At 50.8% G+C, this 25928-nt stretch carries 24 protein-coding genes; 3 read left to right on the forward strand and 21 right to left on the reverse strand.

Features of this window, described 5'->3' with window-relative positions; all coding sequences use genetic code 11:
• Positions 1-82: 82 nt before the first annotated feature.
• Both GN278_12010 and GN278_12015 read right to left on the reverse strand, forming a co-directional pair.
• Positions 83-1168, reverse strand: coding sequence for an ATP-binding cassette domain-containing protein (locus GN278_12010; GenBank protein ID XAT61410.1), 1086 nt, complete (start codon positions 1166-1168; stop codon positions 83-85).
• A 171-nt stretch (positions 1169-1339) separates the two neighbouring features.
• On the reverse strand, positions 1340-2119 hold the full coding sequence (locus GN278_12015; protein XAT61411.1) for an SDR family oxidoreductase: 780 nt from the start codon (positions 2117-2119) through the stop codon (positions 1340-1342).
• A gap of 248 nt (positions 2120-2367) precedes the next feature.
• On the opposite strand from GN278_12015, the gene GN278_12020 reads away from it, so the two are divergent.
• The 3 genes from GN278_12020 (at position 2368) to GN278_12030 (ending at position 6752) form a co-directional block, all read left to right on the forward strand.
• The gene (locus tag GN278_12020) at positions 2368-3345 is read left to right on the forward strand and encodes a hypothetical protein (protein XAT61412.1); all 978 of its coding nucleotides are present in this window, start codon (positions 2368-2370) and stop codon (positions 3343-3345) included.
• Positions 3346-3446: 101 nt separating this feature from the next.
• The gene (locus tag GN278_12025) at positions 3447-5054 is read left to right on the forward strand and encodes a peptide chain release factor 3 (GenBank protein XAT61413.1); all 1608 of its coding nucleotides are present in this window, start codon (positions 3447-3449) and stop codon (positions 5052-5054) included.
• Between the two features lie 309 nt (positions 5055-5363).
• Positions 5364-6752: a DEAD/DEAH box helicase gene (locus GN278_12030; protein ID XAT61414.1), complete on the forward strand. Its 1389-nt coding sequence runs from the start codon at positions 5364-5366 to the stop codon at positions 6750-6752.
• A gap of 53 nt (positions 6753-6805) precedes the next feature.
• Here the strand turns inward: GN278_12030 and GN278_12035 are convergent, their stop codons facing one another.
• The 19 genes from GN278_12035 to GN278_12125 form a co-directional block, all read right to left on the reverse strand.
• On the reverse strand, positions 6806-8473 hold the full coding sequence (locus GN278_12035; protein XAT61415.1) for an MBL fold metallo-hydrolase: 1668 nt from the start codon (positions 8471-8473) through the stop codon (positions 6806-6808).
• 8 nt (positions 8474-8481) lie between these two features.
• Positions 8482-9249, reverse strand: coding sequence for a type III pantothenate kinase (locus GN278_12040; GenBank protein ID XAT61416.1), 768 nt, complete (start codon positions 9247-9249; stop codon positions 8482-8484).
• A 10-nt stretch (positions 9250-9259) separates the two neighbouring features.
• Positions 9260-9976, reverse strand: a complete 717-nt coding sequence (locus GN278_12045) for a biotin--[acetyl-CoA-carboxylase] ligase (protein XAT62649.1) — start codon at positions 9974-9976, stop codon at positions 9260-9262.
• A 25-nt stretch (positions 9977-10001) separates the two neighbouring features.
• A complete protein-coding gene (gene nuoN / locus GN278_12050; protein XAT61417.1) occupies positions 10002-11444 on the reverse strand; it encodes an NADH-quinone oxidoreductase subunit NuoN in 1443 nt (480 codons plus the stop codon).
• Positions 11445-11461: 17 nt separating this feature from the next.
• The gene (locus GN278_12055) at positions 11462-13009 is read right to left on the reverse strand and encodes an NADH-quinone oxidoreductase subunit M (GenBank protein ID XAT61418.1); all 1548 of its coding nucleotides are present in this window, start codon (positions 13007-13009) and stop codon (positions 11462-11464) included.
• A gap of 1 nt (position 13010) precedes the next feature.
• On the reverse strand, positions 13011-15158 hold the full coding sequence (gene nuoL / locus GN278_12060; protein ID XAT61419.1) for an NADH-quinone oxidoreductase subunit L: 2148 nt from the start codon (positions 15156-15158) through the stop codon (positions 13011-13013).
• A 5-nt stretch (positions 15159-15163) separates the two neighbouring features.
• Positions 15164-15469, reverse strand: coding sequence for an NADH-quinone oxidoreductase subunit NuoK (gene nuoK, locus GN278_12065; GenBank protein XAT61420.1), 306 nt, complete (start codon positions 15467-15469; stop codon positions 15164-15166).
• Between the two features lie 37 nt (positions 15470-15506).
• On the reverse strand, positions 15507-16115 hold the full coding sequence (locus GN278_12070) for an NADH-quinone oxidoreductase subunit J (protein XAT61421.1): 609 nt from the start codon (positions 16113-16115) through the stop codon (positions 15507-15509).
• Positions 16116-16248: 133 nt separating this feature from the next.
• Entirely contained in the window at positions 16249-16743 is a 495-nt protein-coding gene (gene nuoI, locus GN278_12075; GenBank protein ID XAT61422.1) for an NADH-quinone oxidoreductase subunit NuoI, read from the reverse strand.
• 1 nt (position 16744) lies between these two features.
• Positions 16745-17782, reverse strand: coding sequence for an NADH-quinone oxidoreductase subunit NuoH (gene nuoH / locus GN278_12080; GenBank protein ID XAT61423.1), 1038 nt, complete (start codon positions 17780-17782; stop codon positions 16745-16747).
• Between the two features lie 6 nt (positions 17783-17788).
• Complete coding sequence (locus GN278_12085) at positions 17789-18205, reverse strand: hypothetical protein (protein ID XAT62650.1); 417 nt, start codon at positions 18203-18205, stop codon at positions 17789-17791.
• On the reverse strand, positions 18205-20223 hold the full coding sequence (locus GN278_12090; GenBank protein XAT61424.1) for an NADH-quinone oxidoreductase subunit G: 2019 nt from the start codon (positions 20221-20223) through the stop codon (positions 18205-18207). The genes GN278_12085 and GN278_12090 overlap by 1 nt, the downstream gene beginning before the upstream one ends.
• Positions 20224-20352: 129 nt before the next feature.
• Entirely contained in the window at positions 20353-21648 is a 1296-nt protein-coding gene (nuoF, locus tag GN278_12095) for an NADH-quinone oxidoreductase subunit NuoF (protein XAT61425.1), read from the reverse strand.
• A 6-nt stretch (positions 21649-21654) separates the two neighbouring features.
• Complete coding sequence (locus GN278_12100; GenBank protein ID XAT61426.1) at positions 21655-21879, reverse strand: hypothetical protein; 225 nt, start codon at positions 21877-21879, stop codon at positions 21655-21657.
• 46 nt (positions 21880-21925) lie between these two features.
• Complete coding sequence (gene nuoE / locus GN278_12105; GenBank protein XAT61427.1) at positions 21926-22924, reverse strand: NADH-quinone oxidoreductase subunit NuoE; 999 nt, start codon at positions 22922-22924, stop codon at positions 21926-21928.
• Positions 22924-24138, reverse strand: a complete 1215-nt coding sequence (locus tag GN278_12110; protein XAT62651.1) for an NADH-quinone oxidoreductase subunit D — start codon at positions 24136-24138, stop codon at positions 22924-22926. Before GN278_12110 ends, nuoE begins: the two co-directional genes overlap by 1 nt.
• Entirely contained in the window at positions 24138-24743 is a 606-nt protein-coding gene (locus GN278_12115; protein XAT61428.1) for an NADH-quinone oxidoreductase subunit C, read from the reverse strand. The genes GN278_12110 and GN278_12115 overlap by 1 nt, the downstream gene beginning before the upstream one ends.
• Positions 24740-25273, reverse strand: a complete 534-nt coding sequence (locus tag GN278_12120; protein XAT61429.1) for an NADH-quinone oxidoreductase subunit B — start codon at positions 25271-25273, stop codon at positions 24740-24742. The genes GN278_12115 and GN278_12120 overlap by 4 nt, the downstream gene beginning before the upstream one ends.
• Positions 25264-25629, reverse strand: a complete 366-nt coding sequence (locus GN278_12125) for an NADH-quinone oxidoreductase subunit A (GenBank protein ID XAT61430.1) — start codon at positions 25627-25629, stop codon at positions 25264-25266. Before GN278_12125 ends, GN278_12120 begins: the two co-directional genes overlap by 10 nt.
• Positions 25630-25928: the final 299 nt, after the last annotated feature.

Consider the following 25928-nt stretch of genomic DNA (forward strand, 5'->3'; position numbering starts at 1 on the left):
AACAAACTTGCTTATAGCCCAGTACTTTTAATATTTATTGATCACAAAAGCAGACGAATTTTTCAAAACTGCGCAATGTCTTTTAAGAGGGAAAAACAAAACATCTATCGCGCGGAATTGTCAGCCAAAGCGGTTGCCCCGATTTGGGCAAAAATACATTGGGAACCGTTGCTTTTATCAACGAGCCGTCAAATTCCATACGAAACTCTACCAAGCTTTCATTGCCTAGAAACCGAGCTCTTTCAACAATCCCGAGTGCAGCAACCCCTTGGGAAGGTGTTGGATTAGGGCCTTTGCCTTTGCGGTCAAAATCAATCCGAACATGCTGCGGCCGAAAGACAATATCCACCCAAGTTCCATCCCCCAACCCGGGGGCCAAGAACTGCCCAAAAGGGGTATTGGCCAAAGCGCCGCTGACCTGACTTTTAATAATGTTGGCATCGGAAAAAAAGGCAAGAGCGGCTTGGTCGGATGGGGCGTTATAGATGTTGTAGGGTGCGCCACTTTGAACAATGCGTCCATCGCGCATTAATGCAATTTCATCCGCCATCCGCATGGCTTCCTCGGGCTCATGAGTCACCAGTAAAACTGCGGTTTGATCAGCTTTTAAAATCGCCAAGGTTTCATCTCGGATACCATCGCGTAGCCGGTTATCGAGCCCCGAGAATGGCTCATCCATTAACATTATTCTTGGCTTTGGCGCCATCGCGCGCGCCAGTGCAACCCGCTGCTGTTCGCCGCCAGAGAGCGCATGAGGGTATTGGTCGATGAAGCGGCTCAATCCCACCCGAACGAGCAATTCTTCCACCGCCACGCGCTTTTCGAGACGCGAACCAGTGAGAGCAAAGCCAACATTATCTGCCACGCTTAAGTGCGGAAAAAGGGCAAAATCTTGGAACATTAGCCCAACAGAGCGCTGCTCAGGAGGCAAATCAATATTGCTCCCACTGATCAATTTTCCATCTATATAAATTTCACCAGCATCTTGCCGGTCAACACCCGCAATCATCCGAAGGGTGGTTGATTTTCCACACCCGGAAGGCCCAAGCAAACAGGTTACCTGTCCAGGAACAATACGCAAAGAAACGTCATCAACAACCGTCTGTGGCCCGAAATGGCGACAGAGGTTCTTAATCTCAAGCCGTGCAACAGGATCAGATTCCAACAGTTACAGCTCCTTTGTCATGCTCGCGTATAGCTATAATCGACAATACCAGTCAGGTATCAGCCCATTGTCAAAGGCGCAACCATCGAAAACCAGACTTCAAAAGCCCGTAGCCGGTTATGTTTATACCGCCAAATCTCTCCTTTGCAGATACAGAATGACGTAGAAATCCGGCTATATGGTTGAGTTAAACGCACCGCCATCAAGCGAAATATTCTGCCCAATGATAAAGCAGGCTTGCTGTGAACATAAAAATGCACAGGCGGCCCCAAAATCGCTAGCCTCTCCATATATTCCGACAGGGATGGATGCGGCGCGCTCAGCAGCGGCCTCTTCAATGGTGATGTTTTTTGCGTCTGCCACAGCTTTATTTAATGCGGTAATCCGGTCAGTGGCGTGAATGCCCGGTAATAGGTTATTGATCGTCACGCCATTTCCAGCAACCTGACGGGCAGTTCCAGCTACATATCCTGTCAAACCAGCCCTTGCCGTATTGGAAAGGCCTAAAACAGCTATTGGCGATTTTACCGACTGTGAGGTGATATTTACTATGCGGCCCCAACCTCGATCTATCATTGAAGGCAACAATGTTTTCATTAGGGCGATTGGGGTCAGCATATTGGCATCAATCGCAGCAATGAAATCATCACGGTCCCAGTCAGACCATATACCCGGGGGCGGCCCACCTGCATTGTTAACCAAAATATCCGGCGTGCCGGCCACTGCCAAAACCTTTTCGCGGCCTTCTTCTATGGTGATATCACATGCAACTGTTTCGACATTTACATTATACCGGTTGCGAATATCTTCTGCTGTTTGTTCCAAAACATCTGCACCGCGCGCATTTAGAACCAAATCAACACCAGCCTCTGCCAAGGCGACAGCACAGCCGCGCCCCAAGCCTTTACTGGACGCACAGACCAAAGCTTTTTTTCCGGAAATTCCCAGATCCATTTCTATCTCCTGTTATGTTTCGGCTGACTATGGCAAATGAACCACAAAATTCAACAACAAATGAACTGTTTTAAGTAAGCCCGAAAAACGCCAATCCTTTGCTATGATTTTGCCACAGATTTTTGAAACTTACGTCGCAGTCAAAGTAAACGTGTTCGTAACACTAACTTATCTATGCTACACAGAAAGCTAATCAAGGCCATGATTTGTACCTAACCACATTTCCTCAACCAGAGCAAAATTCAAAAATGCAATTCCTTTCGGTCTATAATGCAGCTGATATTCACATTGTCGATGGCGTCAATCTTGGGGATACCTTGTCATTTGCGGACGATCTAATTTTGGATGATGCCTATATGTTGTCCCCACATGCTGCTCTGCATCAACTTTCCATCATATTGTCCGATGGTGGGTTGCAAATAAGCGAGCACGGCGAAACAGGGGTTGCCGCCAACCAGTTATTTGTAGACTGCTGTTTAACCCTCATGTCACAAACGGGCCAGACTGTTGAAGCAATAGTCTTGGTTGAGGTCAATTCTGAAGATTTGGCAGTTTCAATTTATCTGCTGCCGCTTGCTTCATTCCAACACAAGACCAAATATTCTCTTATAAAGATTGATCCTGAAACTGCTGAGATGAAACTAGCTCATTTGGCTTATGTTTCCTTTGCCAAAGGCACGCGGCTTACCTTGCCCACAGGTGAGATGAAACCCATCGAAAACCTAAAGGTGGGGGATCAATTGCTCACACGAGATGCAGGCATTCAAAAAATACGGTGGATCGGCCATAGCACAGTGCGCGCGACAGGCGCACAAGCCCCTATCCTAATCAAAGCTGGTGTGTTGCAAAACGAAAATGATTTGGTGCTTAGTTCAGATCATAGGCTTTATGTTTATCAACAGGATGATCTATTAAGCAATGAGCGAGCAGAGGCATTGGTGCGGGTGCGGCATTTGCTTGACGGAAAAAACGTCGTTTGGCTTGATATTGGGTATATTGATTACTACCAAATTTTGTTTGATGAGCACCAAATAATTTATGCCGAGGGCATTGCTGCCGAAAGCCTGTTATTTGATCGCCGCACGCAGCCATCGTTGCAAGTTGATGCCGTTGAAGGGTTAAGCTTGCAAAAGACAATCTACGGCACCGATATGGAAATTCCCGAACCAACCCAAGATGGTAATGGTGTTCTTAGCTCGCTACAAAAAGCGCTGCGCCGCAAATAGATCATTTTGTTCCACCCAAAATTTAATATTGAATTTTGCGCGGCCACCGTACTCCTGACGATGTCTTGCCAAGCCCGATCCCTCGCCCTATACGAGCAAATATGTTAGACAATTCTTCAAATCGCCCCGCACTGCCGCCTGAAATTGCCCGCCGCAGGACCTTTGCGATCATCTCGCATCCAGATGCGGGCAAAACGACTTTGACCGAAAAATTTCTTTTATTTGGCGGCGCAATTCAGATGGCTGGCCAAGTGCGCGCCAAAGGCGAATCCCGGCGCACCCGTTCAGATTTTATGCAAATGGAAAAAGACCGTGGGATTTCTGTTTCCGCATCGGCCATGTCCTTTGATTTCAAAGCCTACAGATTTAACCTGGTTGATACCCCTGGCCACAGTGATTTTTCCGAAGATACCTATCGCACACTGACCGCAGTGGATGCCGCCGTTATGGTGATAGACGGGGCCAAGGGTGTTGAAAGCCAAACCCAGAAACTATTTGAAGTTTGCCGTCTGCGTGATTTGCCAATCCTTACATTCTGTAACAAAATGGACCGCGAGAGCCGCGAAATTTTTGATATAATTGATGAAATCCAAGAAAACCTGGCCATTGACGTCACCCCAGCCAGTTGGCCAATCGGTGTTGGGCACGATTTCATGGGGTGTTATGACATGCTCAATGACCGGCTTGAGTTGATGGACCGCGCTGACCGGAACAAGGTTGCGGACAGCATTGAAATAAACGGGCTTGATGATCCCAAGCTTGCCGAACACATCCCTGCGCATCTTTTGGAAAAACTGATTGAAGAGGTGGAAATGGCCCGGGCATTGCTGCCCGAGCTTAATCCCCAAGCGCTTTTAGAGGGCACAATGACCCCGATCTGGTTTGGCTCTGCAATCAACTCTTTTGGCGTCAAAGAACTGATGGAAGGCATCGCAAGCTTTGGGCCGCAACCGCAAGTTCAAACCGCCAGCCCACGCGAAATACTGCCCGAAGAAACCAAAGTGTCCGGATTTGTTTTTAAAGTGCAGGCCAATATGGACCCCAAGCACCGCGACCGGGTGGCCTTTGTCCGGATGGCATCAGGACATTTTAAACGCGGCATGAAGCTAACCCATGTGCGTACAAAAAAACCAATGGCCATTTCCAACCCTGTGCTGTTTCTTGCCTCGGACCGCGAATTGGCGGAAGAGGCTTGGGCCGGCGATATCATCGGCATTCCCAACCATGGGCAATTGCGCATCGGCGATACCCTGACCGAAGGCGAAGCCCTGCGGGTTTCGGGCATCCCCTCTTTTGCACCTGAATTGCTTCAAAGCTGCCGTGCAGGGGATCCGATGAAAGCAAAGCATCTGGAAAAAGCCTTGATGCAATTTGCCGAGGAAGGTGCGGCAAAAGTTTTTAAGCCCAGCTTCGGCTCCGGATTTATTGTTGGGGTTGTGGGCGCACTGCAATTCGAAGTTTTGGCCAGCCGCATTGAGTTAGAATATGGTCTGCCAGTACGTTTTGAAACCAGCCAGTTTACCTCTGCTCGCTGGGTGAACGGTGAAAAACTTGCTGTTGATAAATTTTCCACGGCAAATAAGCAACATATCGCAACAGACCATGATGGCGATCCGGTTTACCTTACGCGCTTGCAGTGGGATATTGACCGCATAGAGCGTGATTTTCCGGATATTGAGCTCTCCGCAACCAAAGAGATGATGGTTTAAAGGCCCTTTATATCAACGGATCACCTCAGCTCTTCCGCTTTGGAACCTATTAGCAGGCTTTTCGGTTCCGCTTTTTACTTCAGAAAACAGCAAAATGGTGCAGGCAGGCGCATTCTTGGCTACTTTTTTGAAAATATACCTTTTGAAGCAGCCTGCAAACACCCCAGTTTGACCACTGGCATTGACCTGAAGCACTCTTTTCGAGTAGGAAGAGCGCGTTGTCTCTATCAGCAATCAATTGCGGGGCCATACGGGCCTGAGGCAACTAGGATGGAACGGGCCCGATGCGTCCGTTAGACACGGATACAGATGGCTAAATTTTCAGACCTGAACTTGAATGCAAAGATTCTAAAAGCAATTGACGAGGCCGGATATGAAACGCCGACCCCGATCCAAGATGGCGCAATACCAGCGGCGCTAGAAGGCAAAGACGTACTGGGCATTGCGCAGACCGGCACCGGAAAAACCGCAAGCTTTACGCTGCCGATGATCCATCTTTTGGCCCGAGGCCGCGCGCGAGCACGGATGCCACGCTCTTTGGTTTTATGCCCCACCCGCGAACTGGCCGCACAAGTGGCCGAGAATTTTGACACCTACAGCAAACACCTAAAGCTGACCAAAGCTTTGCTCATCGGCGGGGTTAGCTTTAAAGAGCAAGACATTCTCATCGACAAAGGTGTAGATGTTCTGATTGCAACGCCCGGACGGTTACTGGACCACTTTGAACGTGGAAAATTGCTGCTAACGGGCGTTCAGGTCATGGTGGTAGATGAAGCAGACCGGATGCTTGATATGGGTTTCATCCCAGATATCGAGCGTATTTTCGGACTGACCCCGTTTACCCGCCAAACGCTTTTCTTTAGCGCCACAATGGCGCCTGAAATCGAGCGTATCACAAATACCTTTCTGTCTGCGCCAACGCGGGTAGAAGTGGCGCGGCAAGCCACCGCCTCAGAAACCATCGAACAAGCGGTGGTGATGTTTAAAGCTTCGCGCCGCGAGCGTGAAGGCAGCGAAAAAAGGGCTGTTTTACGGGCCCTGATTGAGAGTGAAGGCCCCAAATGCACCAACGCGATTGTATTTTGCAATCGCAAAACAGATGTGGATATCTGCGCCAAATCGCTTAAAAAATACGGCTATGATGCAGAGCCAATCCATGGTGATCTTGATCAGAGCCAGCGCACTAGAACACTTGACGGCTTTCGCGAAGGCAATATACGAATTCTGGTTGCTTCAGATGTGGCTGCACGCGGTCTTGATGTGCCATCGGTGAGCCATGTGTTTAATTTTGATGTACCCAGTCACGCCGAGGACTATGTCCATAGGATCGGCCGAACGGGCCGGGCGGGGCGTGATGGTAAAGCCATGATGATCTGCGCGAAGCGCGACGAGAAAAACTTTGATGCTATCGAGAAGCTCATTCAAAAAGAAATACCGCGGATAGAAAACCCTAATGCTCAGCCTGATGGGGCGCAAACGCATTCCAAACCCCGCCGGTCTAAGGCAGACTCTGAGGCTGAAAAGCCAAAAAGAACGTCCGAAAAAGCAGTTCCGCAAAATGAGACCACCGAAAAGGCTCCAGTGGAGACAAAAGACCGCAACCGCAGCCGTAGAAACCAGTCCCATTCAGCCCTAGGAATGGGCGATCACATGCCAAGCTTTATCGCATTGAGCTTTGAAGAGCGGCGGACAAATTAATTTTATGCCACCGGCGCATTCCTTTAGGCCTAGTACATCAATAGCGTGTTCGCTTACATCAATCGACTGACGATCACTGTTACTTCGGGTTTTTTACCAATTTCCGCAAAACATGTTTGCCGCGCTATGCGCTTCATTTCTTTTTCCAACGCCTCATCATCTGCTTTGGTTTTTCTACCCGCACGGCCAAGATACTGACTAATGTCTTCTTCCAGTGCATCAACCAAAGGCGCTGCAGATACCCCTATTTCCGCCAGCCCACTGATCTCTGCCCATGGCTCTCCTAGCATTTCATAGTCTTCATCCAAGATAACATTGACCACAACATGACCGTTTAATGCCATTCGAATGCGATTTCGCACCACACCGTCAAGCGCGCCAACCTGAACCGAACCGTCCAAATAGGATCGTCCAGTTTCAATATACTCGGCAACCTTTGGGGCGTTGCCCGATAAATCAAGCATCATTCCATTGACGCAGATAACCGAACTGATGCCACTTTGCTTTGCGAGTTTACTGTGCTCGCGCAAATGGCGATGCTCTCCATGCATTGGAATAATCATCTGCGGCTGCACAAGAGAATGGATTTTCTGCAAATCTGGCCGGTTGGCATGACCTGAGACATGATAAAGACCGGAATCATCATCAACCACATCAACGCCCATTTCAGAAAACTGGTTGATTATCCGGATAACGCCGCGCTCGTTGCCGGGAATTGTTTTGGACGAAAAAAGGAAAAGATCGCCTTCTTTAAGCTTGATGCCCTGAAATTTTCCATTGGCAAGCTGGGCACTAGCCGCACGGCGTTCGCCCTGACTGCCGGTGACCAAAAGCATTAGGTCCTGGCGGGGGATCTGCTGTGCATCTTCACTGCTGACAACCGTTGGAAAATCCGTAAGAACCCCGGTTTCAAGGGCCGCTTCTATCATACGGCGCATGGCCCGCCCCATTAGGCAGATCGAGCGGCCAGCGCGCACGCCCGCGTCGGCAAGGGTTTTAACCCGCGCAACATTGCTGGCAAAGGTTGTCGCAACCACCATGTTTGGCGCGTTTGAGATCAGCTCTTCGATGTCTTGGGCCAGACTGGCCTCGGATCGGCCTTCATGGGTTGAGAATACATTTGTACTATCGCAAATAAGCGCTTTCACACCGCTCTTTGCAACCTCGCCCCACAGCTCTGCATCAAATGGCTCGCCCACCACAGGTGTTTCATCAAGCTTAAAATCCCCGCTGTGGATCAACCTGCCTTCGGGCGTGTCAATCACCAAAGCACTGCTTTCGGGGATCGAATGGGATATGGGCAAAAATCCCACCTCAAACGGTCCCGCTTGAATGGTGTCAGGCCATTTTGTTGCGGTCGTAATGGCTTTTTCGGAATGTCCAAACTCGTCCATTTTCCGCCGCGCTATATTGGCGGTAAACGCACGCGCATAGACCGGCGCACCCAGATCGTTCCAAAGATGACCGAGCGCCCCAACATGGTCTTCATGGGCATGGGTGATAAATATCGCTTCAATCTGGTTGCGGCGTTCTTTTAACCACGTAATATCGGGTAAAATCAAATCAACACCGGGGGTGCCATCCATATCTGGAAAGGTCACTCCGAGGTCAACGACAATAAGCCGCTCTTGGCCAGCAGGCCCATATCCGTAAACATAGGCATTCATGCCAATTTCGCCGGCTCCGCCAAGCGGCAGATAAATCAGACGATCACTGCTCATATATATATTTATCCTTTGTTATATTTGTGGATCACTGTCAGCCCATAGCTGGTCAGGTCATCCTCAATGAAATCAAACAAACCACTAACCTGTGCAAAAAGCGGTGCCAGCCCGCCCGTTCCAATCACAACCAATGGTTTTCCATATTCATCTCTGATACGGTTAACCAACCCTTGGATTAGGCCGGTGTAGCCCCAGAAAACACCCGACTGGATACAGGCGATGGTATTGGTACCGATCACTTTTTCAGGCTGGGTAATATCCACATGCGGCAAAGCAGCTGTGCCAAGATGCAATGCCTCAAGACTTAAGTTCACACCGGGGGCAATAATACCGCCTATATAAGCGCCATCTTCCGCCACCATATCAAAATTGGTCGCGGTGCCAAAATCGACAACCACACAATTTCCACCGTGGCGATCAAAGGCGCCAGCAACATTGGCCAAGCGATCCGGACCTATTTTTGTGCCCGGATCAACGCGCGGTGCCACTGGCAATTTGCACTCTGGCTTGCCCACCACCAAAGGTCTGCAATTAAAATAACGGTCGCATAGAACCCTTAGATTAAAAACGACTTTGGGAACCGATGAGGCCACAACCACTTCGGATATATCTGCGTCTAGGTTTTGAGCCTTCATCAACGTTGTTAGCCAGACAAAATATTGATCTGCAGTACGCTGATGCTCTGTGACAGTGCGCCAAGTGGCAATAAACTTATCCCCATCCCAGATTGAAAAAATGGTATTGGTGTTGCCGCAATCAATGGTCAGTAACATCTTTTTTCCCTTAAAAGAACACATCGGCTGCCGCAATGGCCTGTTTGCCCTCAGCGGTGTTTAGGATCAAATGCCCTGTATCGTCGATGGTGTCAAATATTCCGCTGACTTCGGCCTGACCGCTGCGGGCTGTAATCACCTCGCCCAAACGGGCAGCGCGGGCAAGCCATGCGCGGCGAATAGAATCAAAACCAAAGGTGGAAAACTGCTCTTCGCAGGCAGCGTATGACGCAGCTAGAAACTCTAAAAATTCTTCTGCTGTCACAGTGGTGCCTGTCGCGCCCTGCAGCGAGACGGGCGGCACAGAACCCGTGGCAAGCTCGGATAGAGGCGGCGCCTCGACAAGGTTGACCCCTATCCCGATCGCCAAGGCCGAACGGCCCGCGGAAAGTGGTACAGTTTCAAGCAATATACCGGCCAGCTTGGCGCCATTGAGCAGCACATCATTGGGCCACTTTAGTGAAAAGGCCTCGGCCCGGCCTGTGAGTGTGACCAAAGCGTCAAATAATGCGACAGCCGCTACAAATGAGCGTAAAACACGGGTTTGGAGCGGATCAGTTGGAAATAAAACAAGCGTCGCCGCAAAATTGCCCTGTGGGTCAGCCCATTGGCGGCCACCGCGGCCGCGGCCAGCGGTCTGTTTCAGTCCCAAAATCCACGTTGGTGATGATAAAGAGCCCGCAATGCGCGCAGCCTCTGCATTGGTGCTGTCTACCGTTTCCAGCACATGTTTGTTATATCCGTTTGGAAAACTAGCGGACAAGTGTTGCGGCTGCGGCTTCTGCAGCCCCTTCGATGCCAAACAAGTTTGCAATGCCGACCACCATGATCAAGGCAGATACAAATAAAACCGTTTGCAAAACCGGCGCTCTTGTCCGATCCAAATTATCATCCTGATCATCGCCAAAATACATATAAAAGACTATTCTAAGATAATAAAACGCCCCTATAACCGAGGCTATAACTCCGGCCAGCGCCAACCATGCAAGACCAGCATCATAAGCTGCTCTTAAAACATATAGCTTGCCGAAAAAGCCAACCATGGGTGGAACCCCGGCAAGGCTAAAGAGCAATACCAACATTGCAATGGCCCGCCCCGGATGTGCGCGTGACAACATATGCAGAGCGGAAATATTTGTCACCGGTTGGCCATCTTTTTCCATCAGCAAGATAAACGCAAAGGTTCCAATGCTCATGGTTACATAAATAGCCATATAAATAAGCAAGGCTTGAATGCCAAAAGCTGTACCTGCCGCCAGCCCCATCAAAGCATAGCCCATATGGGCAATGGATGAATAGGCCATCAGCCGCTTGATATTGGTTTGGCCAATCGCGGCGATAGAGCCCAGAAACATGGATAGCAAGGACAGCAACGCGATGATTTGTTGCCAATCAGCCGTGATGCCGCCAAAAGCATCATGCATAACCCGAGCGAAAAGCCCGACGGCCGCCACTTTTGGCGCTGTTGCAAAGAATGCGGTGATCGGCGTCGGCGCGCCCTCATAGACGTCCGGAGTCCACATGTGGAAAGGCACAGCCGACACTTTAAAGGCAAGCCCTGCACTAATCATAACCAAGCCGAGCAATAGACCAAGCGACGCATGATGATCCCCGGCCGCAGTAATAATACCAGAAAACAGGGTCGTGCCGGAATACCCATAGCACAGCGACGCACCATAAAGCAGCAACCCCGAAGACAGAGCCCCAAGAACAAAGTACTTAAGTCCGGCTTCAGTTGATTTCACGCTGTCACGGCGCAAGGATGCAATCACATAAAGCGATAGAGACTGCAGTTCTAGCCCCATATAAAGCGACATTAAATCACCCGCCGACACCATCATCATCATACCGACCACGGCAAGAGCGATCAGCAATGGGTATTCAAAGCGTAGCAGGTTACGTCGAAGCATATAATCTTGGCTCATGACCAAGACGACGGCTGCGGAAATCAGGATTATAATTTTGGAAAACCGTGCAAACCCGTCATCAACAAACATCCCACCAAAGGCGGTTTGGCTTGGCCCGGTTGAGCCTGCAATCCAAAAAGCCAAGAGCGCGAATAATCCGGCCGTCAGCCAGACGAGTAAGGGGGCAAGTTTGTCTTTTCCAGAATAAACCGCAGCAACCAGAGCCAGCATCGCATAGAGCGAAAGGATAACCTCTGGCAGGATGATATTCAGATCAGCTTGGATCATTTGCCTTGTTCTCCTAATTAATGCGAGGCGGCAATTTGGGTGCCGCGACCGGCATCCAGTAATGCGGTTTGATAGTTCGAGACCAGCGCTTCTACCGAAGGCCCGATCAGGTCTAAGACCAGAGCAGGGTAAACCCCAAGCAGTATCGTCATGACCACAAGCGGAGCAAAGACGACCCGTTCGCGGAAACTCATATCCGTGATACTGCGCAAGCTCTCTTTAATCAGATCACCCATCACAACGCGGCGATATAGCCACAGCGCATAGGCTGCTGATAAGATGACGCCGGATGTTGCAAAGAGGGCGACCCAGGTGTTGACCTTGAAAATCCCGACCAGCGTTAAAAACTCGCCGACAAAACCAGAGGTGCCAGGCAGTCCCACATTGGCCATGGTGAACAGCATAAAGATCGCTGCATAGGCGGGCATCCGATTGACAAGACCACCATAGGCATCAATTTCGCGCGTATGCATCCGGTCATAAATCACACCGACACATAAGAACAGCGCGCCCGAGATAAACCCGTGGCTCAGCATTTGGAAAATAGCGCCGTCAATGCCCTGTTGATTGGCGGCAAAAATACCCATTGTGACATATCCCATGTGCGCAACCGAGGAATAGGCGATGAGCTTTTTCATATCTTCCTGCACCAATGCCACCAAAGAGGTATAGACAATAGCAATAGCCGAAAGCACAAAAACAAAGTTTGTCATCACCTCAGAGCCCACAGGAAACATCGGCAAACTAAAGCGCAAAAACCCATATCCGCCCATTTTCAACAGGATCGCAGCCAGCACAACAGAGCCAGCGGTGGGCGCCTGAACGTGTGCATCAGGCAGCCATGTGTGCACCGGCCACATGGGCATTTTTACCGCAAAGCTGGCAAAAAATGCCAGGAACATCAGGGTTTGCATTCCGCCCACAACATGAATGCCGAGCACATTCATATCTGCAAAATCAAATTGATGGATCATTAAGGATGGAATGTCCGTCGTTCCAGCTTGGGCAAACATTGCGATCATCGCAATCAACATCAAAACTGATCCCAAGAAAGTATAAAGGAAAAACTTGAACGACGCATAAACACGCTCAGAACCACCCCAGATACCGATAATAAGAAACATCGGAATGAGGCCAGCTTCGAAGAATAGATAAAACAGCACCAAATCCAAGGCCATAAAGACGCCAAGCATCAGCGTTTCGAGCAGCAAGAAGGCGATCATGTATTCCTTGACGCGGGTTTTAACACCCCAAGACGCCGCAATTACCAACGGCATCATAAACGTGGTCAGCATGACGAATAAAATGCTAATCCCGTCCACACCCATTTTGTATTGCAGACCAAGCAGCCATTCGGCCTCTTCCACCATCTGAAAGCCGGGATCAGCGGGGTTAAACTGGGCCAAAATGAGCAATGAGATCAAAAAGGTTGCACCGGTGGCAAAAAGCGCAAAGCGTTTTGCAACAAGCGCGGCTGCTTCGTCTTCACCACGGGCAAAAATAAGCAATATTACAGCGGAAAGAGCGGGAGCAAATGTAACGATTGAGAGCAGTAGAGTATCCATATCAGCTCCCGCCTCCGATAAAGCTCATCCAGGTAACAAGTACAACAATGCCGATGACCATCGCAAAAGCGTAAGTAAAGATATATCCGGACTGTGCCCGCCCTGCGAGACGGGTGAAAAACGGCACGATGCCCAGTGCAATCCCGTTGATTGTACCGTCAATGACACCGCCATCACCCCGACGCCATAGAAACCGCCCCAAGGCTTTTGCAGGGCGTATAAAGATCGCATCATAAATTTCGTCAAAGTACCATTTGTTCAGCAAAAACAGATAGAGCGGTCGATTATTCTCTGCCAAACGTGCCGGCATTTTGGGATCCCAGATATAAAACCAGAACGCGGTTATAAATCCAATCAGCATGGCGACAAAGGGGCTGACCTTGACCCACGTGGGTGCATGGTGTGCTTCGTCCATGACATGGTTACCTGGGCCCATAAAGATCGCACCTTCGGGCGCTGCTGCATGCAAGCCATCTGCCTCATGCTCTTTGCCGTGATGTCCGTCATCTGCATGGGTGTCGGTATCATGTGCCTTATCCACATGGGCCGTGCCATGATCTTCGGATGATTTTCCGTGATCCGCACCATGGCCGTCGTCATGGCCAGCTTCCGCGTGATGATCCGGAATTCCAAAGAACTTATTGACTTGTGAATGATCGCCGAAAAAACTTCCGTACCAGATCATACCGGAAAAGATAGCGCCAAGCGCCAACACACCAAGCGGGATCAACATAACCTTTGGGCTTTCATGCGCATGATCATGGGTATGCGCGTCACCGCGCGGCGTTCCGTAAAATGTCATAAACATCAGCCGCCAGCTGTAAAATGATGTAAACAGCGCCGCGATCACCAAAAGCCAGAAGGCACCGCCACCAGCCGTACCAGCCCATGCACTTTCAATCACTGCATCTTTGGACAAAAAGCCTGCAAAACCGATATGGGTTAGTGGAATGCCCACACCGGTGATGGCCAAAGTTCCGATCATCATGGCGGCAAACGTATACGGGATTTTTTTGCGCAGCCCACCATAGTTACGCATGTCTTGTTCATGGTGCATGGCGTGAATGACCGATCCTGCGCCCAAAAAAAGCATGGCCTTGAAGAAGGCATGCGTGAAAAGATGGAACATAGCGACCGAATAAACCCCAACACCCGCCGCCACAAACATATAGCCAAGCTGAGAGCAGGTTGAATAGGCAATCACTCGTTTGATGTCGTTTTGAACAAGCCCCACGGTGGCGGCAAAAAATGCGGTAAAGGCACCGACGATTGTCACGAAGCCAAGCGCTGCAGGCGCGTATTCCATCAAAGGAGACATGCGGCAGACCAAAAAGACCCCTGCAGTCACCATGGTTGCCGCGTGGATCAAAGCCGAAACCGGCGTTGGACCCTCCATCGCATCGGGCAGCCATGTGTGCAAAAACAGCTGTGCTGATTTCCCCATAGCGCCGATAAACAAAAGAAAAGCTAAAAGATTAGCTGCGTTCCAGTCTGTCCAAAGAAAATGGATCTGAGTTTTTGCCAACTGCGGCGCAGCTGCAAAAACATCATCCAGCTTGATGCTGTCAGTCAGATAAAAGAGCCCGAAAATACCAAGCGCGAACCCAAAGTCACCCACACGGTTAACCACAAACGCTTTGATCGCTGCAGCGTTGGCGCTGGGTTTGCGGTAGTAGAAACCAATCAGCAGGTATGAGGCTACGCCCACGCCCTCCCAACCAAAAAACATCTGCAACAGATTGTCAGAGGTTACCAGCATCAACATTGCAAAGGTGAAAAACGAAAGGTACGCAAAGAACCTTGGCTTATAGCTTTCACCGTCTTTCCACTGGGGATCATGATCCATGTAGCCAAAGCTATAAAGATGCACGAGCGCGGACACTGTTGTAACCACAATCAACATAATGGCTGTCATGCGGTCTAAACGGATCGACCAATCGGTACTTAACGCACCACTTTCGATCCAACGCAAAATTTCAATATGCTGTGTACCGGCTTCCAAAGTTAGAAAAACAATCCAGCTTAAAAAACAGGATAGAAAAAGCAGCCCTGTGGTCACCACCTGCGCGCCGGTTTCGCCAATAAACCGCCATCCAAAGCCGCCAATAAGCGCCCCGATGAGCGGAGCAAAGAGAATAATCTGTTCCATCTTTGCTACCCTTTCATCACATTGACGTCTTCAACCGCAATGGTGCCGCGGTTGCGGAAAAAGCTCACCAGAATAGCTAGGCCAATGGCCGCCTCTGCTGCTGCCACAGTCAAAACAAAAAGCGTAAAGACCTGTCCGACCAAATCACCAAGAAAACTGGAAAAGGCGACCAGATTGATGTTCACAGCCAGCAGCATAAGCTCAATGGACATCAACAGGATGATGACATTCTTCCGATTGAGGAAGATCCCAAAGATACCAATGACAAATAGCGTAGCCGCCACTGTCAGGTAATGTTCTAAACCAATCATAATTCCCTCGGTCTTCCTTGTCCTATGCGGTGCAGGCCTAGAGCCCCTGCCCCGGTTTGACGTCTTTTAGTTCCATTGCTGTCGCCGGATCGCGATACATTTGGGCCAGCACATCTTGGCGTTTGACATGCTTGCGGTGCCGAAGCGTCAACACAATTGCACCTACCATCGCCACCAAAAGGATCAGGCCAGCGAGTTGAAACAGCAAAAAGTAGCGATCATAGATTAATAGCCCCAAAGCGGCGGTATTGTGGGTATCCGCAGGCGCTATGGCCGCGCGGGCTGCTTCGGCGCCCTCAAATGCGGTCCAGTTTCCAAATGCCATTCCCAGTTGCATCAGCAAAACCACACCAATCAAAAGCCCAAGCGGCAGATAGCGCGCCATTTCCGCTTTGAGCTGGGCGAAATCCACGTCCAACATCATCACAACAAACAAAAATAGCACCGCAACGGCGCCCACATAGACAATCACCAGAAGCATCGCGACAAACTCTGCGCCCAGCAGCACAAAAAGACCTGCTGACGATAGAAATGACAGGATCAACCAAAGCACCGAGTGTACCGGATTGCGGCTGATAACGGTAAAAAGGCCGCCAACAATGACGCAAATAGCAAACAGATAGAAGGTAAAGCTCAAAACGCTCATGATTGATTGTCCTCTTTGTTTCCGCTCGCCGGAAATGATCGCGCAAAAGACCAAGCGGCACTGGCAGGGTCTTTTGAGCGATTAAAGCCTGATGCATTGCGCCGGCTTTTACCATTAGGGCAGGAAATATCTATCATCGGTAGGGCGCATCCATTTCAAGATTGCGGGCGATTTCGGATTCCCAGCGGTCGCCATTTTCCAAAAGCTTTTCTTTGTTATAAAAAAGCTCTTCACGGGTTTCGGTGGAAAACTCGAAGTTCGGGCCTTCGACAATGGCATCTACCGGACAGGCTTCCTGACAAAATCCGCAGTAAATGCACTTTGTCATGTCGATGTCATAGCGGGTCGTGCGCCGGCTGCCGTCATCGCGCGGCTCGGCATCAATAGTAATCGCCTGCGCCGGGCACACCGCTTCACACAGTTTGCACGCAATGCAGCGCTCTTCGCCGTTTGGATAGCGCCGCAACGCATGTTCGCCGCGAAATCGGGGGCTGAGAGGGCCTTTTTCATGCGGGTAGTTCAATGTGGCTTTGGGAGCAAAGAAATATTTCATTCCCAAGGCAAACCCTTTGATAAAGTCAGCCAACAGAAAATACTTGGCCGCACGCGTGTAATCAATCTGGCTCATATTATCCTCCTATCGCCCAACGGGCATAGGCACCGCCAAAGGCTTCGAATTTTGCTAAAAAGGCAACGATCACAACCCATGCGAGAGACATTGGCAAGAACACCTTCCACCCAAGGCGCATCAGTTGGTCGTACCGATAGCGCGGGGTGATTGCTTTGACCATGGCAAAGATAAAGAAGAAAAATGCCATCTTGCCAATCATCCACACCGGACCATCCGGCAGACCCGGGATTGGGGAAAGCCAACCGCCGAAAAAGAGCAATGCCGTCAAGGCACACATCAGCCACACGGCAATCAATTCGCCTGCCATAAAGAGCAAAAACGGGGTTGAGCTGTATTCAACCTGAAATCCGGCAACCAGCTCAGACTCGGCTTCTGGCAAGTCAAACGGAGGCCGGTTGGTTTCAGCCAATGCCGAAATGAAGAACAAAAATACCATTGGGAAATGCGGCAACCAATACCAGCTAAAGATCCCGTAATCGCCATCCTGGGCGCGCACAATATCACCAAAGTTCATTGATCCGGTCGATAGGATCACACCAATGATAATCAAGCCAATCGATACTTCGTATGAGATCATCTGTGCCGCCGAGCGCAAAGACCCCAAGAAAGGATACTTTGAGTTCGAGGCCCATCCCCCCATGATAACGCCGTAAACTTCCAGTGAAGAGACCGCAAAAACGTATAAAATAGCCACATTGATATTCGACAGCGCCCAGCCTTCGTTCAAGGGGACCACCGCCCAAGCAGCGATTGCCAAAAAGAAAGAGGCTAATGGCGCAAGGAAAAATACCGCTTTGTCAGACCCGGCAGGAACAATAATTTCCTTGAAAACAAGTTTGAGCATATCTGCGCCGCTTTGCAAAATACCCCATGCCCCGACGACATTTGGTCCACGCCGCATTTGCACGGCTGCCCAGACCTTTCGATCTGCGTAGATCAGGAAATAGGCTGAAAGCAGCAAGAATATCGCCATCAAAAGGCCTTGCGCCACGATGATTAAGCCAATTCCGGCCGGTGTTGTTAAAAACTCTGCCATCGGTCCTCACACCATAGGTATATTGTTTTCCACGCAGTCGGCCGCTGCGGCCTTTGCGTCGATGGTTTTAAATCCTCTCGGCATATCGTCCGAGATTGTATAGACTGCGTCCGCCGTCCATGTATCTGCGCTGCGATCAACGGTTGTCCTAACATGGCGGGCAAACCCAAAGCCTCGAATGAGCGTATATTGCGCCGCGGCGCATTTTGCATAGTCCTGCACCGCTTTAGGGTCTGCGCTATTTGCCAGTTGCACCTTGAACTGGACAAGGTCTGTTTGCAAAAGACGCGTCACAATCCCTTTGTATACTGGCGCGCCTGTGGGCGTATCAGAGCTGGCCAAAGTAGACGCTTGGCAAGCGGCGAGAAGTGCCGTCAATGCCAAGGCCACAAAGGCCGGGGATATCGCTGCAAGCTGCTGCATCACTCAGCCGCAACCTTTGTTGTCTGACGGGCTTTTTCGTTTGCCGCCAGCTCTGCCATGATGCTAGAGGCGCGCGCAATCGGATTGCTAAGGTAAAAGCTGCCGGTCACATTTGAAAACTCCGCTGTGCCCAGCTTGCCAGCTGTCACGGCTTTCCATGGGTTATCGGCAACCTGATCCACCTCTGCCAAATGCGGCACCTCAGCAATGAGTGCCTGCCGCAGCTGCGCAAGGCTGTCATATCCCAATGTTGCGCCCAACTCAGCCGATAAGGCACGTAGGATTGCCCAGTTTTCCTTCGCCTCGCCTGGTGCAAAACCGGCCCGAAGGGCGAGTTGTGGGCGGCCTTCTGTATTGACGAAAAGACCGGCTTCTTCTGTATAGGCTGCCGCAGGCAAGATAATGTCTGCCCGATGCGCGCCGCGGTCACCGTGGCTACCTTGGTAAATCACAAAAGGTCCATCTTTGATCTCAATTTCATCTGCCCCGAGATTGAATATAACCTCTGCAGTCTTCAGGGTTTTGGTAATGCCACCTTCTGACACAGCACCGATATCCATCGCACCAACCCGCGCAGCAGCGGTTTGCAGCACCATGAATTTGCTGTTAGAATTTTCCGCCAGCTTCATTGCGTGGCCAAGCACGGCCTTGCCATCCGCACCGGTTAAGGCAGATGCGCCGATAATTACTAGTGTATTTTTACCCTTGGCGGCCCCAATTGATTTTGAAGACAGGCTTTCCAGTGCCGCACGCCCGGTTCCAACATGTGCATAGTCATAGGTAAGATCGACAGGCTCACCAACCAACCCAACCATCGCCCCATTAATCCAGGCTTTGCGAATACGCGCATTTAGCACAGGCGCATCCACACGCGGGTTACAGCCAACCAATTGGATCATATCGGCGGTGTCGATATCTTCTATGGTTGCGGTGCCAACATAGGCAGACCGATTACCAGCTGGAAGCTTTGCTCCATCCGTGCGGCATTCTACTTCGCCGCCCAAACCGGTGATCAGCTGCTTCATCGCAAAGGCGGCCTCAACCGGCACCAGATCGCCAACAAGACCAGCAACTTTTCTGTCTTTCATCGCAGCAGCCGCAGCACGAAGCGCTTCATCCCAGTTTGCGGGTCGCAATTTGCCATTTTCGCGAATATAGGGACGATCAAGCCGTTGCCGGCGCAGGCCATCCCATACAAATCGGGTTTTATCCGAAATCCACTCTTCGTTTACGCCATCATGGTTGCGCGGCATAATCCGCATCACTTCTCGGCCTTTGGCATCCACTCGGATGTTTGAGCCCAGAGCGTCCATCACATCTATCGTTTCTGTTTTAGTCAGTTCCCAAGGCCGCGCGGTAAAGGCATAGGGTTTTGAGGTCAGCGCGCCAACTGGGCACAGGTCAATGATGTTACCCTGCAAGTTGCTGTCCAAGGTTTCCCCTAGATAGCTGGTGATCTCAGCATCTTCGCCGCGGCCAGTTTGGCCCATTTGCGTGATCCCGGCAACTTCGGTTGTGAACCGCACACAGCGCGTGCAGCTAATGCAGCGGGTCATATGGGTTTCCACCAGCGGTCCTAGATCAAGGTCGGTACTGGCGCGCTTCACTTCGCGGTAGCGTGAAAAATCAACGCCATAGGCCATGGCCTGATCCTGCAGGTCACATTCGCCGCCCTGATCGCAAATAGGGCAATCCAGCGGATGGTTGATAAGTAAAAATTCCATCACCCCTTCGCGGGCCTTTTTGACCATCGGAGAGTTGGTTTTAACCACTGGCGGCTGGCCTTCGGGTCCCGGGCGCAAATCGCGCACCTGCATGGCGCAGGAGGCCGCAGGTTTTGGCGGGCCGCCGACCACTTCAACCAGACACATCCGGCAGTTACCGGCAATTGACAGGCGCTCATGGTAACAGAACCGTGGCACTTCCACATTGGCCAACTCACAGGCCTGAATAAGGGTCATGGCCCCGTCAACTTCGATTTCTTTATCGTCGATGATGATTTTTTTCAGATCTGTCATCGTTCTCACTTTGCTTTGGCGTCAGCACCCAAGGGGCGCCTTTTTGTTATATCCATGGATGCACTGCTTTTTTGCAAGCAGGCAGCCAAGACAGTCTCGGCAGATATGATTTGGGGCTTTGTCATGGGTTTACTCAGCCGCAACTGCACTGACGCGGCCGGTGCGTTTGTGTTTGATCCGATCTTCTATTTCATCGCGGAAATTTCTAATCAGACCTTGGATCGGCCAAGCAGCTGCATCGCCCAGCGCACAGATTGTGTGGCCTTCGACCTGTTTCGTGACATCAAGCAGCATATCAATTTCTTCGACCTCGGCCTCGCCGGTCACCAGACGGTCCATCACCCGCATCATCCAGCCCGTGCCCTCGCGGCACGGCGTGCACTGGCCGCAGCTTTCGTGTTTGTAGAACTTGGCAAGCCGCCAGATGGCCTTGATAATATCGGTTGACTGATCCATCACAATAACGGCTGCGGTGCCAAGACCCGAGCGCTGCTCGCGCAGATAATCAAAATCCATGATCGCTTCGCGCATGTGCTCGCCGCGAATACACGGCACCGAAGAACCGCCCGGAATCACCGCTTTGAGGTTATCCCAGCCACCGCGGATACCGCCGCAGTGACGGTCGATTAGTTCTTCAAAGGTAATGGACATCGCCTCTTCGACAACGCAGGGCGCATTCACGTGACCCGATATAGCAAAGATTTTTGTTCCGGCATTATTTTGCCGCCCAAAGCTAGAAAACCATTCTGGACCACGGCGAAGGATGGTTGGCACCACGGCAATGGACTCAACATTATTTACTGTTGTCGGACAGCCATAAAGTCCAGCGCCAGCAGGAAACGGAGGTTTCATGCGCGGCATACCTTTGCGCCCTTCAAGGCTTTCAAGTAAGGCCGTTTCTTCACCGCAAATATAGGCGCCCGCGCCATGGTGTAAGTAAAGATCGAAGTCCCAGCCAGACTTGGCCGCATTTTTACCAAGCAAGCCAGCATCATAGGCTTCGTCAATAGCAGCCTGCAGGGCTTCGCGTTCGCGGATGTATTCGCCGCGAATGTAAATATAGCAAGCATGAGCATTCATCGCGAAACTGGCAATCAGACAGCCTTCGATTAATGTATGCGGATCGTGGCGCATAATTTCGCGGTCTTTACAGGTGCCTGGCTCGGATTCATCTGCATTAACAACAAGATATGCCGGACGGCCGTCACTTTCCTTGGGCATGAAAGACCATTTCAAACCGGTGGGAAACCCAGCGCCGCCACGACCCCGAAGGCCCGATGCCTTCATCTGGTCAATAATCCAGTCTCGGCCCTTTTTGAGTATGGCTGCCGTACCATCCCAATGGCCACGCTGCTGCGCGCCTTTCAGGCTGCGGTCATGCATGCCGTAAAGATTGGTAAATATCCGATCTTCATCTTTAAGCATTCGCACTCATCCTTTGTCCTTCTGGCGTATGCGCCAGAGCCGTAAGCCGTTATAGAGCGCCATGACAAACGTTGCCATAACCACAAGATCTATCAATACGGCATATTCACCCGCCAGACCAATCCTTGGCCCTATCCATTGAGCAGCAAGCCAGAACAGCATTGTTCCGGCAATCACAATTGCCAGAAGACGCCCGCGTTGGGCTATCTTTTGGTCTGTGCTCTGCTCCATTCTTTACTCCTTAAACACCGCTTTCCATCGGTATTCGCTTTTTTCTTCATCCCTCGCCAATCAAGGCTTTGGCTTGATCAATCCATTTATCGCGGCTTGCGCGGCCGCTATAGCCTTTGAGGTTTTGATCAACCCACGCACATTCCTGATCGTTCCACTTGGCGATCTGGTCAAAGTGGTAAAATCCTGTTTCATTCAACAAAATTTCCAGTTTTGGACCAATGCCAGTGATTTTCTTTAAATCATCTGCACCGGATTTGCGTGCCGTCTTTAGCGTGCGCGGTTTTTTAACGCCGTCAGCCTTGGGTGCGGCCTGCTTGCGCTTAGCCTTAGAAGGTTTGCCTTGCCACGGGGTGATGAGCGGCACTTCGCTGCCATCAATCCGCTTGACCGTATCGCCAATTGACCGCGCTAATTCAACACTCGCGTTGGTTTCAACGCGGCCTTTGTTGTGGGATGTTAGGCTGGTAAGGCCTGTGCCCGGTTCACAAGCGTACCGGCCATTTTGCGGGCCAGCATTGGGCACTTCGCCGCGCTCCAATTGGTCGATCATTTCGCCAAATCGCTCGGCAGTAAGGTCTTCAAAATAGTCTTTGCCAATTTGGGCCATTGGCGCATTTGAACACGCGCCAAGGCATTCAACTTCTTCCCAGCTAAATTTTCCGTCTGCAGACAGCTCATGTGGCTTGGGTGCAATTTTCTCACGGCATACAGAAATCAAGTCTTCTGCACCGCAAATCATGCAAGACGTGGTTCCGCACACCTGAATATGCGCTATGCTGCCAACCGGCCGCAATTGGAACATGAAGTAAAATGAAGCAACTTCTAACGCTCTGATGTAGGCCATCCCCAACATTTCAGCGATAGTTTCAATCGCAGGACGGGTGAGCCAGCCTTCTTGCTCTTGCGCCCGCCAAAGCAGCGGAATAATCGCTGAGGCCTGACGGCCTTCTGGATATTTGGTGATCTGCGCTTCAGCCCAGGCAAGATTGGCAGGGGTAAAGGCAAAACTTTCGGGTTGATCGGGATAAAGGCGGCGAAGCATTAGCGGTCTATCTCCCCAAAGACGACGTCCATTGTGCCGATAATGGCGGCCACATCGGCCAATTGGTGCCCCGTGGCGATATAGTCCATTGCTTGCAAATGAAGATAGCCAGGCGCACGCAGTTTCGCGCGGTAGGGCTTATTGCTGCCATCGGCCACAAGATAAACGCCAAACTCGCCTTTCGGCGCTTCCACCGCTGCATAAACTTCACCCTCTGGCACGTGAAAGCCTTCGGTATAAAGTTTGAAATGGTGGATCAGCGCCTCCATTGAGGTTTTCATATCCGAGCGTGTGGGCGGGGCCAGCTTGCCGCGGGCAAGCACTTCACCTTTTTCGACGCGCAGCTTTGCAACAGCCTGACGGATGATGCTTAAAGACTGGCGCATTTCCTCCATCCGCACGAGGTAACGGTCAAAGCAATCGCCATTCTTACCCACCGGGATTTGAAAATCAAACTCGTCATAACATTCATAAGGTTGCGCACGGCGCAAATCCCAAGACAGGCCAGAGCCGCGCACCATGACGCCGGAAAATCCGTAGTTCAGTATATCTTCCTCGCTAACCACTCCAATGTCGACATTGCGCTGTTTGAAAATCCGGTTTTCGGTTAGCAAACCGTCAATATCAGCCATCACTTTGGGAAACTCTTGCGCCCATGTGTCAATGTCTTCGATCAACTGATCTGGCAAATCCTGATGCACACCTCCGGGGCGGAAATAGGCGGCGTGCAGCCGCGCGCCGCAGGCACGTTCATAGAATACCATTAGCTTTTCACGCTCTTCAAATCCCCAAAGCGGTGGGGTCAATGCCCCAACATCCAAGGCCTGTGTTGTGACATTCAGCAAATGGTTGAGGATACGCCCAATCTCAGAATACAGCACGCGGATCAGAGACGCACGACGCGGCACTTCCGTATTTGTCAATTTTTCAATAGCCAAACACCAAGCGTGTTCTTGGTTCATTGGCGCCACATAATCCAGCCGGTCAAAATATGGCAGGTTTTGCAGATAGGTACGGCTTTCCATCAATTTTTCCGTACCGCGATGCAGCAAGCCGATATGCGGATCACAGCGCTCGACAATTTCACCGTCAAGCTCAAGCACCAAGCGCAAAACACCGTGCGCAGCCGGGTGTTGCGGGCCGAAATTGATGTTGAAATTGCGAATTTTCTGTTCGCCAGTCAGGGCATCTTCAAACCCTTTGGAGCCATCCATCATTTACCGGCCTCCTTTTCGTCGCCAGGCAGAATGTAATCTGCACCTTCCCATGGGGACATAAAGTCAAACTGGCGGTACTCTTGCACCAAATTCACTGGCTCATAAACCACCCGCTTCTGGACTTCATCATAGCGCACCTCTGTATACCCTGTGGTCGGAAAATCCTTTCGCAGCGGATAGCCGCGGAACCCATAATCGGTCAGAATACGCCGTAAATCTGGATGACCCGTAAACAATATGCCAAACATATCAAAAACTTCACGCTCGAACCAATTGGCAGAGGGATGAATATCGGTCAGCGATGGCACCATCTCATCATCGCGAATTGATATCCGCAAGCGAACACGCTGGTTTTGATACATGCTCAGCAGATGGTAGACCACATCGAAACGCTTCGGGCGATTAGGATAGTCCACGGCCGTAATATCCACCAAGGTTGAAAACCGGCAGGTGGGATCCGTCTTTAGAAACTCAATGAAACCGATAATATTCGCCGGTGCGACATCAATGTTAAGCTCGTTAAAGCTCAGATCCCAAGCCAACACACAATCCGCGCGCTTGGCTTCTATATGGGCTCCAAGTTCCTTTAGTGCATCGCTCATCGTGTAATTGTCCCCGTACGGCGAATTTTGCGCTGAAGTGCCATAATGCCATAAAGCAGCGCTTCGGCAGTTGGCGGGCAACCCGGGACATAAACATCCACAGGAACAATCCGGTCACAGCCACGCACCACTGAGTAACTATAATGATAGTACCCGCCGCCATTGGCACAGGATCCCATCGAGATCACATAGCGTGGCTCGGGCATTTGGTCATAGACCTTGCGCAGCGCCGGCGCCATTTTATTGGTCAAGGTGCCGGCGACAATCATCAGGTCAGATTGCCGAGGCGAGGCCCGCGGCGCGGCGCCAAACCGTTCAAGGTCATAGCGCGGCATTGAGGTGTGGATCATTTCAACCGCGCAGCATGCCAGTCCAAACGTCATCCAGTGCAAACTTCCCGTCCGCGCCCAATTGATAATATCTTCGGTCGAGGTTAGCAAAAACCCTTTGTCTTGCAACTCTCGGTTCAGATCTGCAGTAGCGACATCTTTATCTGCTGCCGCCGTGTTGGCTCCGGCCATCACTCCCATTCTAGCGCCCCCTTTTTCCATTCATAGGCAAACCCGATGGTCAGGACTGCCAGAAAGACCATCATCGACCAGAATCCAAGGGTGCTCACGTCCTTAAACGCAACCGCCCATGGAAACAAAAAGGCGATTTCCAGATCAAAAATGATGAACAGGATCGATACTAGGTAGAACCGGACATCAAATTTCATCCTAGCATCATCAAACGCGTTGAACCCACATTCGTAGGCCGATACTTTTTCGGGATCAGGATTGCGCACCGCGATCACTGCGGCGGCCAATATCAACACAAGGCCCAGCCCAATGGCAATGGCCAGAAACACTAAAATCGGGAGGTATTCCCTTAGCATCTCACCCACAAGTGGCTCCTTTCTGCAAGCAGCTCAAAATGACTACTCTTCGATTTGGCTTGATGGGTGGTTTACTCTTGCCTTGATGCGGGGTCAACAAGGGTTCGCAACATTCCTGATGTAAAGTCAAATTTTGTAAAAACCTTAAAACTTTATTGTTCAAGCGTGGGTTTTAAGTGGACTTTTATCAGGTCTGTTCTAATTACAAAGCGCTTAAATAGTTTAAACGGCTCTTCTTCATGATATTTAACGCCGGCGAATTTTAACAGCGGCGACTCGCAAGCCCCTTAAGCGGACGATTAAACGGT

The sequence above is a fragment of the Rhodobacteraceae bacterium Araon29 genome, from assembly GCA_039640505.1.
GTDB lineage: Bacteria > Pseudomonadota > Alphaproteobacteria > Rhodobacterales > Rhodobacteraceae > CABZJG01.

Bases quoted from the DNA above. Each gene is read 5' to 3' on its own strand.
- GN278_12015 (XAT61411.1), bottom strand. From the start codon at position 2,119: ATGGATCTGGGAATTTCCGGAAAAAAAGCTTTGGTCTGTGCGTCCAGT.
- GN278_12020 (XAT61412.1), top strand. From the start codon at position 2,368: ATGCAATTCCTTTCGGTCTATAATGCAGCTGATATTCACATTGTCGAT.
- GN278_12025 (XAT61413.1), top strand. From the start codon at position 3,447: ATGTTAGACAATTCTTCAAATCGCCCCGCACTGCCGCCTGAAATTGCC.
- GN278_12030 (XAT61414.1), top strand. From the start codon at position 5,364: ATGGCTAAATTTTCAGACCTGAACTTGAATGCAAAGATTCTAAAAGCA.
- GN278_12035 (XAT61415.1), bottom strand. From the start codon at position 8,473: ATGAGCAGTGATCGTCTGATTTATCTGCCGCTTGGCGGAGCCGGCGAA.
- GN278_12040 (XAT61416.1), bottom strand. From the start codon at position 9,249: ATGTTACTGACCATTGATTGCGGCAACACCAATACCATTTTTTCAATC.
- nuoN (XAT61417.1), bottom strand. From the start codon at position 11,444: ATGATCCAAGCTGATCTGAATATCATCCTGCCAGAGGTTATCCTTTCG.
- GN278_12055 (XAT61418.1), bottom strand. From the start codon at position 13,009: ATGGATACTCTACTGCTCTCAATCGTTACATTTGCTCCCGCTCTTTCC.
- nuoL (XAT61419.1), bottom strand. From the start codon at position 15,158: ATGGAACAGATTATTCTCTTTGCTCCGCTCATCGGGGCGCTTATTGGC.
- nuoK (XAT61420.1), bottom strand. From the start codon at position 15,469: ATGATTGGTTTAGAACATTACCTGACAGTGGCGGCTACGCTATTTGTC.
- GN278_12070 (XAT61421.1), bottom strand. From the start codon at position 16,115: ATGAGCGTTTTGAGCTTTACCTTCTATCTGTTTGCTATTTGCGTCATT.
- nuoI (XAT61422.1), bottom strand. From the start codon at position 16,743: ATGAGCCAGATTGATTACACGCGTGCGGCCAAGTATTTTCTGTTGGCT.
- nuoH (XAT61423.1), bottom strand. From the start codon at position 17,782: ATGGCAGAGTTTTTAACAACACCGGCCGGAATTGGCTTAATCATCGTG.
- GN278_12085 (XAT62650.1), bottom strand. From the start codon at position 18,205: ATGCAGCAGCTTGCAGCGATATCCCCGGCCTTTGTGGCCTTGGCATTG.
- GN278_12090 (XAT61424.1), bottom strand. From the start codon at position 20,223: ATGACAGATCTGAAAAAAATCATCATCGACGATAAAGAAATCGAAGTT.
- nuoF (XAT61425.1), bottom strand. From the start codon at position 21,648: ATGCTTAAAGATGAAGATCGGATATTTACCAATCTTTACGGCATGCAT.
- GN278_12100 (XAT61426.1), bottom strand. From the start codon at position 21,879: ATGGAGCAGAGCACAGACCAAAAGATAGCCCAACGCGGGCGTCTTCTG.
- nuoE (XAT61427.1), bottom strand. From the start codon at position 22,924: ATGCTTCGCCGCCTTTATCCCGATCAACCCGAAAGTTTTGCCTTTACC.
- GN278_12110 (XAT62651.1), bottom strand. From the start codon at position 24,138: ATGGATGGCTCCAAAGGGTTTGAAGATGCCCTGACTGGCGAACAGAAA.
- GN278_12115 (XAT61428.1), bottom strand. From the start codon at position 24,743: ATGAGCGATGCACTAAAGGAACTTGGAGCCCATATAGAAGCCAAGCGC.
- GN278_12120 (XAT61429.1), bottom strand. From the start codon at position 25,273: ATGGGAGTGATGGCCGGAGCCAACACGGCGGCAGCAGATAAAGATGTC.